Here is an 11,239-nt window from a genome sequence, read left to right as displayed (position 1 = left end):
CGGAATTTAAAGGCTGGTTGCACCGTCAAAACTATCACAGCGCCGCGTGCCCCTAGGGTTGCACCATGGCGATCAACAATCATGGAGCGGGCGCAGGCGGCCCGCAGTGGAACGAGGCACGGGGCTCCGCCCGCCACGACACCTCCTTCTCCCCGCACCCGGGCTGGTGGGGCGACACCACCGTGCGGCACCACCGTCCGGCCCCCATCCCGACCGACGGACACCCCTTCCGGCCGGTCTGGGACCAGCCGCCGCCGCGCCGCCACGGCGTCCTCAACGTCCTGCTCGTGATCGTCGCGGCCCTCGTCGTCGCAGGCGTCCTCCTCCTGCTCTCGCTGTCCCTGGGCCCGTCAGCGTTCGTGCTCTGCGGCATCCTCGCACTCGTGCCCCTCGGCATCTGCCTGCTCGGCCTGCGCTGGATCGACCGGTGGGACCCCGAACCCCGCGGCGCCCTGCTCTTCGCGTTCCTCTGGGGCGCCGGCGCCTCGGTCGTCGTGGCTCTGCTGCTCGGCACCTACGTCGTGGAACTCCTCGGGTCCGCGCTGGAGACGACCTCACCGGAGATCATCGGCCCGGTCCTGCAGGCGCCGCTCGTCGAGGAGTTCGCCAAGGGCCTCGGCGTCCTCATCCTGGTCTACACGCGCCGCAGCCACTTCGACGGCCCCGTGGACGGCATCGTCTATGCGGGGACGGTCGCGGCGGGCTTCGCCTTCACCGAGAACATCCTGTACTTCGGCTCGGCCGTCAGGGACTCCGGCACGGCGGGCGCCCTGGTCGGGGTGTTCATCCTGCGCGGCCTGTTCTCCCCCTTCGCCCACGTCATGTTCACCTCACTCCTCGGGTTCGTCCTCGGCTCCGCGCTCAGCCGCGGTGGGGGCAACGCCCGCATCCTGACGGCGTTCGTCCTCGGACTGATCCCCGCGATGGCGGGCCACATGCTCTGGAACGGCGGCACCGTCGTCCTCTTCCACGACTTCCTCCTGTTCTACCTCGTGGTCCAGGTGCCGCTGTTCGTCGTCGCCGTGATCGTGGTCGTGCTCCTCCGCCGGTCCGAGCGGAGCCTGACGGAGGCGCGCCTCGGCGACTATGCCCGCGCGGGCTGGTTCACCCCGGAGGAGGTGAGGATGCTGGCGACGCGGCCGGGCCGCTCCCAGGCGCTCGCCTGGGCGCAGTCCATCGGGGCGAAGCAGGACATGCGCGCGTTCATCCGCACCGGTGCGCGCATCGCCCACACCCGGCAGCGCCTGCTGGGCGGGCGGCGCGACGCCGACTACGCCGCCCAGGAGCGCGTCCTGCTGGAGGAGGCCACGCAGCGCCGCGCACGGATCTTCGAGCTGGCGTCGGCCGCGCGCTGACCCGGCCGGACACACAGAAGCTCCCGTCGTCCAGGACGACGGGAGCTTCTGCACGGTCTCGCGGGCTACGCGAGCAGGGTCGGCTTGAGCTGCTGGAGCCGGCCGAGGAGGCCGTTGACGAACTTGGGTGATTCGTCGGTGGAGAGGATCTTCGCCAGCTCCACGGCCTCGCTGACGGCGACGCCGTCGGGGACGTCCTCGTTGTACAGGAGCTCCCAGCTGCCGATCCGCAGGATCATGAGGTCGACCGCGGGCATGCGGTCGAGCGTCCACCCCTGCGAGTAGGTGCTGAGGAACTCGTCGATCTGCTCCTGGTGCTCCAGGACGCCCTCCACGATGTCCACCGTGTAGTCGGCGATGACCATGTCCGTCTTCTCGCGGCGGGCGCGGATGACCTCGAGGGCCGGCATGCCGCGCTGCTCGGATTCGAAGAGGATGTCCAGGGCCCTGCGACGAGCCTTACTGCGTGCGCTCACTCGTTGACGCGTCCCAGGTACTCGCCCGTGCGGGTGTCGACCTTGACCTTGGTGCCGGTGCCGAGGAACAGCGGCACCTGGATCTCGTGGCCGGTCTCGACCGTGGCGGGCTTGGTGCCGCCGGTGGACCGGTCACCCTGCAGGCCCGGCTCCGTGTAGGTGATCTCCAGCGTCACGGACGCGGGGAGCTCCACGTAGAGGGGCGAGCCCTCGTGCAGGGCGATGGTGGCCATCTGGCTCTCGAGCATGAAGTTCGCCGCGTTGCCGACGGTCTTCCCGGGGACCGTGATCTGGTCGTAGTCCGAGGTGTCCATGAAGACGAAGTCCTCGCCGTCCTTGTACAGGTACTGGTAGTCGCGGCGGTCCACCGTGGCCGTCTCGATCTTGAGGCCTGCGTTGAAGGTCTTGTCGACGACCTTGCCGGAGAGGATGTTGCGAAGCTTGGTGCGGACGAATGCTCCACCCTTGCCAGGCTTGACGTGCTGGAATTCGAGGACGTTCCAGAGGTTGCCCTCGAGCTTCAGCACAGTGCCGTTCTTGATGTCGTTCGTGGTCGCCACAGATTCACTTTCGTCGGTTTCGCGGATGGATGGGCCGGCCGAGGCACAGCGGGCACGCGGAAGCGCGCTAAAAATCCACGGTCCAGTCTACCCTGCGCAGCGTGAGGGGTGATCAGGAGGCGATCTCCTGGTAGGCGGCGAACAGCAGCGAGGTGTCGGGTACCTCGAGCATGCCGGGGCGACCGATGCCGTCCAGCACGACGAAGCGGAGGAGGTCGCCGCGCGACTTCTTGTCGCGGCGCATCCCGTCGAGCAGTGACGCCCACCGGTCGCGCCGGTACGTCACCGGCAGGCCGAGGGACTCGAGGATGCTGCGGTGGCGGTCGGCGTCCGCGTCGCTCAGCCGCCCCACCATCCGGGAGAGTTCGGCCGCGAAGACCAGGCCCACCGACACGGCGGCGCCGTGCCGCCAGGAGTACCGCTCGGCGAGTTCGATGGCGTGCCCGAGGGTGTGGCCGTAGTTGAGGTACTCGCGGCGGCCCGTGTCGCGCAGGTCCTCGGAGACGACGTCGGCCTTCACCCGGATGGCGCGTTCCACGAGGTCCCGCAGCGCGGGCGATGCCGCGTCCGTGGCGGCCGCGGTGTCCTGCTCGATTCGGTCCAGGATGACGGGGTCCGCGATGAAGCCGCACTTGACCACCTCGGCGAGCCCGGTCACGAGCTCGTTCTTCGGCAGCGTGGCCAGGGCGTCCAGGTCGGCGAGGACGGCGGCCGGCGGGTGGAAGGCGCCCACGAGGTTCTTCCCCTCCGCCGTGTTGATGCCGGTCTTGCCGCCGACGGCGGCGTCCACCATGCCGAGCAGGCTGGTGGGAAGGTGCACCACCCGCACGCCGCGCAGCCACGTCGCCGCGACGAACCCGCCGAGGTCCGTCACCGCGCCGCCCCCGACGGTGACGACGGCGTCCGAGCGCGTGAAGTCGTTCTGGCCGAGCACCTGCCAGCAGAACCCCGCCACCTGGATGTGCTTGCCCTCCTCGGCGTCGGGGATCTCGGCGGTCACGGCGGTGAAGCCGGCGTCCGCCAGCTCGGCACGCACCGTGTCGCCGGTCGCCCGCAGCGCCCGGGGATGGATCACCAGCACGCGGTGGACCCGCTCGCCGAGGATCGCGGGGAGCCGGCCGAGCAGCCCCCGTCCGACGACGACGTCGTACGTGTTCTCGGGAGTGCTCCCGGTGACAGGGATGATGGTCGGTTCGTCAGTCGCCATGGGGATTCGTCCCGCTTTCCTCGTTCAGATCGGTCGATGGTGCCGCGACGCTGTCGCGGGATGGTCCGGGGGCGCCCTCGAGGGCCGAGAGCACGGCGGCGGTCACGTCGCGCACGGACCGGCCGCGGGTGTCCACCACGACCGTCGCCAGCGCGGCGTAGAGGGGCCGCCGCTCGTCGTACAGTTCCTGCCACCGCTCGGCGGGGCGCTCGGCGAGGAGCGGCCGTCCCGCGTCCGCGCTGATGCGCGGCAGCACGGTCGCGACGTCGGTGTCGAGGAAGACCACGGTGGCGTGCGCCAGCAGGGCCTGCGTGGCCGGATGGAGCACTGCTCCCCCGCCGAGCGAGACGACGGCGTCCCCGGCCCCGAGCGCCTCGCCGACGATGCCCGCCTCGAGGGTCCGGAACGCCTGCTCGCCCTGCTGTTCGAAGATGGTGCTGATGCTGCCGTGGCGCTCGACGATCTCGCGATCCGAATCGATGAAGCGGGCACCGGTCCGCTGTGCGAGCATGCGGCCCACCGCGGACTTGCCGGAGGCCATCGGTCCGATCAGGACCACGGGGTGGTTCCGTTGCATCAGACCCCGGTGGAGTCCAGGAACTCCGGGATGTTCTCGAGGTAGCTGCGCAGATTTCGGGCGGTCTCCGCGAGGGAGTCGCCGCCGAACTTCTCCGTCACGGCCTCGGCCAGCACCAGGGCCGTCATGGCCTCGGCGACGACGCCGGCGGCGGGCACTGCGCAGACGTCGGACCGCTGGTGGTGCGCCCGGGCGGCCGCACCGGTGCTCACGTCCACGGTGCGGAGGGCACGCGGCACCGTGGCGATGGGCTTCATCGCGGCGCGCACGCGGAGGACGTCGCCGATGCTCATGCCTCCCTCGATGCCGCCTGAGCGGTTGCTGGCGCGGACGATCTTGCCGTCGTCGTTCCGCACGATCTCGTCGTGTGCCGCGGTGCCGCGGCGCGCCGCCGTCTCGAAGCCGTCGCCGACCTCCACGCCCTTGATGGCCTGGATGCCCATGAGGGCGGCGGCCAGTCGGGAGTCGAGGCGCCGGTCCCAGTGCACGTAGCTCCCGAGTCCCGGCGGCAGGCCGTAGGCGACCACCTCGACGACGCCGCCGAGGGTCTCGCCCTCCTTGTGGGCGGCGTCCACCTCGGCCACCATCGCGTCCGAGGTGTCCCGGTGGAAGCAGCGCAGGGGGTCGGTGTCGAGGGCGATGACATCGCTCGGCGTGGGCAGGGGGGCGTCCTCGGGCACGGAGACGGTGGCGATGGACACGGTGTGGCTGACCAGGCGGATGCCGAGGCTCTCGAGGAACTTGGCGGCCACGGTGCCGAGCGCTACGCGTGTGGCGGTCTCGCGGGCGCTCGCGCGCTCGAGGACGGGACGGGCCTCGTCGAACCCGTACTTCTGCATGCCGGTGAAGTCGGCGTGACCGGGCCGGGGCCGCGTGAGCGGGGCGTTGCGTGCGGAGACGGCGAGCTCCGCGGCGTCCTCCTCGTCGAGGGGATCCGCGGACATGATCTTCTCCCACTTGGGCCACTCGGTGTTCGCCACCTCGATGGCGACAGGGCCGCCCTGCGTGAGGCCGTGGCGGACGCCGCCGAGGATGCGGACGGAGTCCTGCTCGAACTTCATGCGGGCGCCGCGTCCGTACCCGAGACGCCGGCGAGCCAGGGCCTCCTGGATATCGCTGCTCGTGATGCCCACACCCGCGGGCATTCCCTCGATGATCCCGACCACGGCCGGACCGTGGGATTCTCCTGCCGTCAACCAACGCAACATGGTTTCCATACTGCCATGCAGGGCACCGGGCTTCAGCGCCGGGGAGCCCCCACTGCGTCACACATCACGTTTAAGACGGACGCCGGGTCCTGGACGACGTCCGGGAAGAACAGGCGGACCTGCTCGACGGCCTGGTGGAGCAGCATGTCGAGCCCGGGGACGATCTCGCCACCCACCCGCTGCCACGCGGCGGCCAGGGCGCTCGGCCACGGGTCGTACGCCACGTCGAGCAGCGTACCGCCGGTCCGGAAGCCGTCGTCGAGCGAGGCCGCGAGGGGATCCCCGGCGCGCGGCGGCAGCGTGGACACGACGACGTCCGCGGAGCGCAGCGCCGCACCGGCCCGCTGCCAGGCCTGCAGCTCGACGCCGATGCCGAGGAGCGCCCCGATCCGCAGGAGGTCGGAGGCCGCCTCCGGGCGCCGCACCACCACGCGCACGGTCGAGGCGCCGAGGCGTGCCAGTCCGGCCACGGCGGCAGCGGCGGTGCCCCCACCGCCGAGGATGACGGGACGGGCGGGCGTGCCCACCCCGGCACCGGCCAGGGCGTTGGCCACGCCGGCGACGTCCGTATTGTGCCCGGTGAGCACGCGATGGTCACCGTCGCCGCCGACGACCACCGTGTTCACGACGCCCAGCGCGGTCGCCAGGTCCGTGGTGGTGTCGGTCAGCCGCGCCGTCCCGGCTTTCAGGGGCATGGTGACGGACAGGCCGCGCCAGCCGTCGCCGGACCGCACGGTGCCGAGGAACTCCTCGAGGGACGGCTCACCGACGTCGATCGCCGTGTAGGAACAGGCGATGCCCAGCGCGCGGTAGGCCGCGGCGTGCAGCAGGGGCGACTTCGAGTGTCCGATCGGCGAACCGATCACGGCGGCCCGGAGAGTCCGGGCCGCCGGAGCTGCCGCATGCACCTAATCGCACCGACCGGGGTGGTCGGCGCACCACGCGTCGTACTCCGCGACATAGCCCAGGTGCTCCGCATACGTCTCGGAGAACTTGGTCTCCGCCGTGTCGAGGTTCACCGTCACCCAGAAGTAGAACGGGACGTCCGCCGGGTTGACCGTCGCGTCGATCGCCTCGTCGCTCGGGGAGCCGATGGGGCCCTTCGGGAGACCGGGGTTCGCGAAGGTGTTGTACGGGTTCGACGCGTCCGCCTTCTCCTCCTCGCTGAGCTGGTAGGTGCGCTTCCCCAGGCCGTAGGCGACGGTCGCATCGGACTGCAGGAGGCCGCTGGTCTCGGTGTTCCCGGGCGTGAGCCGGTTGTTGATCGCGCCGGCCACGGTGGCGTAGTCGCCCTCGCCGGCCTCGGCCTGGACGATGCTGGCGATCGTCAGGATCTCGTACTGCTTGCCGGGATCGGTGACGCCGTCCTCGGCGAGGCGGTCCGTCGTGGCCTTGACCATCTCCTCGATGATCTGCGGGGCCGTCGCCTCGACGTCGAAGCGGTACTCGCCCGGGTGAAGGTACCCCTCGAGCGACAGCGCCTGCGACGGGAGGCCGAACTGGGTGGGATCTTCCGCGAGGGCGTCGAACTCCGCGCGAGGGATGCCGGTGGACTCGCTGAGGATGTCGAAGACCTCACCCTGCCGGAGGTCGCGGGCGACAGCGGCGTACGAGACGAGCGACGGGTCCGCCCCGAGCAGCGCCTCGGCCGCGTCGGCCGCCGGCATCTGCAGGCGCATCTCGTACTCGCCAGGCTGGACCTCGCGTCCTTCGGAGATCGCGGACAGCGCCGTGATGAACGTGGCGGAGTCGGCGACGATGTCGGCACTCTCGAGGCCGGTGCCGATCGCCAGGGCGCCGGCTCCCTCGGGCACCGTGAACACGGTCTCCTCGCCGCCGGGGCCGGGGTAGTCGGACACCTTGTTGAGGCCGAGCATGTCGCGCAGCATCAGCGCGACGCCGAAGACCATGCCGGCGAACAGCAGCAGGACGACGAGGACGACGACGGTGCGCCGGCGTCGCCGGCGCTGCCTGGCCTTGGAGGGCTGGCGCGGTGCGGTGCGCGCGGGGGTATCCTGCGCTGCGAAGAATTCCTCGACGGGCTCGGGATGGGCGTAGCCGTCATCCTCGTAGGACGCGTCGACGTCGCTGGGGTCCTGGGAGGCAGTGGAATTGCGGGTACCGTCGTTCACGACTCCGCATCCCTCCTGCTCGGCGAATTGTCCTTGATAACTTGCTCCTCTGTAGGGGGCAGCAGCGGGCCCTGGCTGCCCGCTGCGTCACGCGCAGGAACCGGATCCCCCACGTCCCGTCCACGTGAACGTTGCATATCGATGGCATGCTGGAGTATTTCGACGGCAGCCACCTGATCCACTACCTTACGATGCTCGCGGCTACCCAGACCAGCAGCATGAAGCGATCGGTGGGCCGACACCGTACTCAACCGCTCATCCACCAAGCGTACCGGGACCACGAGGGACTGTCGTTCAAGTTCCTCGACGACGAGTTTCGCATAGGTCCTTGCCATCGCGGCGGATGGCCCCTCAAGGCCGCTGAGGTTCCGGGGCAATCCCACGAAAATCTGCACGACGCCCCGCTCGACGGCCTCCCGCACGAGGATCCGGATGTCGTAGTTCTTCCGCGCGTCGCGCTTCAGCGTCCGGATCGGAGTCGCCAGCACCCCGTCCCTGTCACAACCCGCGAGGCCGACCCGGACCTGGCCCACGTCGACGCCGAGCTTCGGACCGAAGGGGTAGGGAGCGGCGTCCTGCGTGCCGGACGCCGCTCCGGAACCGTCGCCTCCCACGGAGGCGTCAGCGCTCCGCTACGGCGGTGCGGATGGCCGAGAGCGCCTCGGGGATGCGGGACGCGTCGGACCCGCCGCCCTGCGCCACGTCGTCCTTGCCTCCGCCGCCGCCACCGAGGATCTTCGCCGCGGTGCGTACCAGCGCCCCCGCCTTGACCCCGGCGCTCCGCGCGGCCTCGTTCGTGGCGACGAGCACCAGCGGACGGTCCTGGGAGACACCGGTCGCGGCGACGACGGCGGCATCGGAGCCGAGGCGCCCGCGCAGGTCGAGGACGAGCGTCCGCAGTTCGTCCGCGCCGCCGATCTCGCCGGCGTCGTGCGCGATGAGCCGGACGCCGTCGACGTCGACGGCGGTGTCCACGAGGGACCCCGCGGCAGCGGCGAGCTGTTCCTTGCGGAGCCGGTCGAGTTCCTTCTCGGCCGCCTTGAGCTTGTTCAGGGTCGCCGAGAGGCGCTCCGGCAGCTGCGCCGAGGGCACCTTCAGCATGTCGGAGAGTTCGGAGACGAGGGCGCGCTCTGCGGCGAGGTGGCGGAACGCGTCGAGCCCCACGAGGGCCTCGACACGCCGGTTGCCGGACCCGACCGACTGCTCGCCGAGGAGCGTCAGGCTCCCGATGAGGGATGTCGACGCCACGTGCGTGCCTCCGCACAGTTCCCGTGAGAAGTCCGCGTTCATCTCGACCACGCGGACGGTCTCCCCGTACGCCTCGCCGAACAGGGCGGTGGCGCCGAGTGCCTTGGCGTCCGCCAGGGACATGATCTTGGTCTCGACCTCGTAGTTGTTGCGGATCGCGATGTTCGAGACCTCCTCGATCTCGGACCGTGCCGCGGCGCTGATGCCCTCGCCCCAGGAGAAGTCGAAGCGCAGGTAGCCCGCCTTGTTGAACGAGCCGCGCTGCAGCGCCTCGGGGCCGAGGATCTCGTGCAGGGCCGCGTGGACGATGTGCGTGCCGGAGTGCGCCTGCTCCCCCGCGTGGCGGCGCTGGCGGTCGACGGCGGCCGTCACCGTGGCGCCCGGGGCGACCTCGCCCTCCCGCACGACGGCGCGGTGCACGCTGAGGCCCTTGACGGGCCGCTGGACGTCCAGGACCTCGACGACGAAGCCGTTCCCGGTGATCAGGCCGACGTCGGCTGCCTGCCCGCCCGCCTCCGCGTAGAAGGGTGTCTGGTCGAGGACGAGCTCGATCTCGTCGCCCTGGAGCGCACTCGGGACCGACGCGCCCTTGTCGAGCACGCCGATGATGGTCGCTTCGGACGTCAGCTCGTCGTAGCCGGTGAAGACCGTCTGGCCGCGTCCGAGCAGCTCGTTGAACACGGACAGGTCGGCGTGCCCGGCCTTCTTGCCGCGGGCGTCCGCTTGGGCCCGCTGGCGCTGCTCGAGCATGAGCGAACGGAAGCCGTCGGCGTCGACAGCCAGGCCGGCCTCCTCCGCCATCTCGAGCGTCAGGTCGATCGGGAAGCCGTACGTGTCGTGCAGTGTGAAGGCATCCTGTCCGGACAGCGGGCGCTGCTCGGCCAGGGACTCACGGACCGCTTCCTCCAGCCGTGCCGTGCCGGAGGCGATGGTGCGCAGGAACGCCTTCTCCTCGGCGTAGGCGATGCGGCTGATCCGCTCGAAGTCCTTCTCGACCTCGGGGTAGACGCCCTTCATCGCGTCCCGGGACGCCGGCAGGAGCTCGGGCAGGCACGCCTTCTCGACACCGAGGAGCCGCATGGCCCGGACCGCACGGCGGATCAGGCGGCGCAGCACGTAGCCGCGGCCCTCGTTGGAGGGGGTGACGCCGTCGGCGATGAGCATGAGAGAGGACCGGATGTGGTCGGCCACCACGCGCATGCGGACGTCGTCCGTGTGGTGCGGGTCGTCCTGCGATTCCGCGCTGGTGTAGGTCCTGCCACTGAGTGCCGCGGCCCGGTCGAGCACGGGGCGCACCTGGTCCGTCTCGTACATGTTCTCGACGCCCTGCAGGATCATCGCGAGGCGTTCGAGGCCCAGCCCCGTGTCGATGTTCTTCTTCGGCAGTTCGCCGAGGATCTCGAAGTCGTCCTTGCCGGTGCCTTCGCCGCGCTGGTACTGCATGAAGACGAGGTTCCAGATCTCCACATAGCGGGTGTCGTCCGCCTCGGGCCCGCCGTCGACGCCGTATTCAGGGCCGCGGTCGTAGAAGATCTCGGAGCAGGGGCCTGCGGGGCCGGGCTGGCCGGTGGACCAGTAGTTGTCCTTCTTGCCCATCTTCTGGATGCGTCCGGCGGGGACGCCGATGCTGTCGCGCCAGATCGCCAGCGCTTCCTCGTCCTCGTGGTAGACCGTGATCCAGAGCTTCTCCGCCGGCAGCCCGAAGCCGCCGTCGGCCACGTCGCTGGTCAGCAGCTGCCAGGCGAGACGGATGGCGTCGGCCTTGAAGTAGTCACCGAAGGAGAAGTTGCCGCACATCTGGAAGAAGGTGCCGTGGCGGGCGGTCTTGCCGACCTCCTCGATGTCGCCCGTGCGGATGCACTTCTGGACGCTCGTCGCCCGGCTATAGGGAGCCTCTTCGCGCGCCGTGAGATAGGGGATGAACGGCACCATGCCGGCGACGGTGAACAGGAGCGACGGGTCGGAGGAAATCAGCGACGCCGAGGGCACGACCGTGTGCCCGTTCTTCTCGAAGTAGCTCAGCCAGCGGCTGGCGATCTCGTGGGACTTCATGGGGCAATCCTTCTGGTGGTCGGGACGCGGCGGAGCGGGAGCATCTGCGGGCCCGCGCTGCGGAAAGCTGGGCCGCGGTCAGGACACGGCGCGGTCGGGACACGCCGCACCGGGCGGCGTGCAGGGGCAGGACGTGCGGGCTGTCCTAGCGGATGGCGCGGCGCGCGGCGGGCAGCGCGTCGGCGGTACCGGCGTCGGACGCGGCGGGAGCGTCGATACCGAGCGCGGCACGGAGATCGCCCTCGCGCTCGGCCATCGCTGTGCGCAGCGTGTCCGCGAAGTCCGCGATGCTGTCGCTGATCTGCCCGACGGCGCGGTTCAGGCCCTCGGGCCCGAGGGTCGATCTGGCCTGGGACACCTTGCGCACGGCGGCGACGCCGATGGTGATGCCGGCTGCCAGCCAGAAGGCTCTTCTGATCATCGT

The 11,239-nt window shown here is 70.5% G+C and carries 11 protein-coding genes; 1 reads left to right on the top strand and 10 read right to left on the bottom strand.

All coding sequences use genetic code 11. The features are described 5' to 3' along the window. Nucleotides 1-65: 65 nt before the first annotated feature. Nucleotides 66-1,355: a PrsW family intramembrane metalloprotease gene (locus ACX80J_RS13880; RefSeq protein ID WP_459343265.1), complete on the top strand. Its 1,290-nt coding sequence runs from the start codon at nucleotides 66-68 to the stop codon at nucleotides 1,353-1,355. Nucleotides 1,356-1,420: 65 nt separating this feature from the next. Here the strand turns inward: ACX80J_RS13880 and nusB are convergent, their stop codons facing one another. The 10 genes from nusB to ACX80J_RS13830 form a co-directional block, all read right to left on the bottom strand. Beyond that, on the bottom strand, nucleotides 1,421-1,831 hold the full coding sequence (gene nusB / locus ACX80J_RS13875) for a transcription antitermination factor NusB (protein WP_087075807.1): 411 nt from the start codon (nucleotides 1,829-1,831) through the stop codon (nucleotides 1,421-1,423). Continuing rightward, nucleotides 1,828-2,391 (bottom strand): elongation factor P, encoded by a 564-nt coding sequence (gene efp, locus ACX80J_RS13870; RefSeq protein WP_087075808.1) that lies wholly within the window; start codon nucleotides 2,389-2,391, stop codon nucleotides 1,828-1,830. The genes nusB and efp overlap by 4 nt, the downstream gene beginning before the upstream one ends. A 112-nt stretch (nucleotides 2,392-2,503) precedes the next feature. Next, complete coding sequence (gene aroB, locus ACX80J_RS13865) at nucleotides 2,504-3,598, bottom strand: 3-dehydroquinate synthase (RefSeq protein WP_459343266.1); 1,095 nt, start codon at nucleotides 3,596-3,598, stop codon at nucleotides 2,504-2,506. Then, complete coding sequence (locus tag ACX80J_RS13860) at nucleotides 3,588-4,175, bottom strand: shikimate kinase (RefSeq protein ID WP_459348170.1); 588 nt, start codon at nucleotides 4,173-4,175, stop codon at nucleotides 3,588-3,590. The genes aroB and ACX80J_RS13860 overlap by 11 nt, the downstream gene beginning before the upstream one ends. Beyond that, the gene (gene aroC, locus ACX80J_RS13855; RefSeq protein WP_459348169.1) at nucleotides 4,175-5,383 is read right to left on the bottom strand and encodes a chorismate synthase; all 1,209 of its coding nucleotides are present in this window, start codon (nucleotides 5,381-5,383) and stop codon (nucleotides 4,175-4,177) included. The genes ACX80J_RS13860 and aroC overlap by 1 nt, the downstream gene beginning before the upstream one ends. A gap of 32 nt (nucleotides 5,384-5,415) precedes the next feature. Beyond that, nucleotides 5,416-6,291, bottom strand: a complete 876-nt coding sequence (locus ACX80J_RS13850; RefSeq protein WP_459343269.1) for a shikimate dehydrogenase — start codon at nucleotides 6,289-6,291, stop codon at nucleotides 5,416-5,418. After that, nucleotides 6,292-7,515, bottom strand: a complete 1,224-nt coding sequence (gene mltG / locus ACX80J_RS13845) for an endolytic transglycosylase MltG (RefSeq protein WP_459343270.1) — start codon at nucleotides 7,513-7,515, stop codon at nucleotides 6,292-6,294. Continuing rightward, nucleotides 7,512-8,129 (bottom strand): Holliday junction resolvase RuvX, encoded by a 618-nt coding sequence (gene ruvX / locus ACX80J_RS13840; protein WP_459348168.1) that lies wholly within the window; start codon nucleotides 8,127-8,129, stop codon nucleotides 7,512-7,514. Before ruvX ends, mltG begins: the two co-directional genes overlap by 4 nt. Before the next feature lie 7 nt (nucleotides 8,130-8,136). Continuing rightward, nucleotides 8,137-10,815, bottom strand: coding sequence for an alanine--tRNA ligase (alaS, locus tag ACX80J_RS13835; RefSeq protein WP_459343272.1), 2,679 nt, complete (start codon nucleotides 10,813-10,815; stop codon nucleotides 8,137-8,139). 145 nt (nucleotides 10,816-10,960) lie between these two features. Then, complete coding sequence (locus ACX80J_RS13830) at nucleotides 10,961-11,236, bottom strand: hypothetical protein (protein WP_459348167.1); 276 nt, start codon at nucleotides 11,234-11,236, stop codon at nucleotides 10,961-10,963. Between the last annotated feature and the right edge of the window lie 3 nt (nucleotides 11,237-11,239).

The sequence above is a fragment of the Arthrobacter rhamnosi genome (assembly GCF_054510975.1).
The sequence above is the reverse complement of the archived record's forward strand: the minus strand, read 5'-3'. Positions and strand labels throughout refer to the sequence as shown.

Coding starts and splice junctions, on each gene's coding strand:
- ACX80J_RS13880 (WP_459343265.1), top strand. CDS start 66: ATGGCGATCAACAATCATGGAGCGGGCGCAGGCGGCCCGCAGTGGAAC.
- aroB (WP_459343266.1), bottom strand. CDS start 3,598: ATGGCGACTGACGAACCGACCATCATCCCTGTCACCGGGAGCACTCCC.
- ACX80J_RS13860 (WP_459348170.1), bottom strand. CDS start 4,175: ATGCAACGGAACCACCCCGTGGTCCTGATCGGACCGATGGCCTCCGGC.
- aroC (WP_459348169.1), bottom strand. CDS start 5,383: ATGTTGCGTTGGTTGACGGCAGGAGAATCCCACGGTCCGGCCGTGGTC.
- alaS (WP_459343272.1), bottom strand. CDS start 10,815: ATGAAGTCCCACGAGATCGCCAGCCGCTGGCTGAGCTACTTCGAGAAG.
- ACX80J_RS13830 (WP_459348167.1), bottom strand. CDS start 11,236: ATGATCAGAAGAGCCTTCTGGCTGGCAGCCGGCATCACCATCGGCGTC.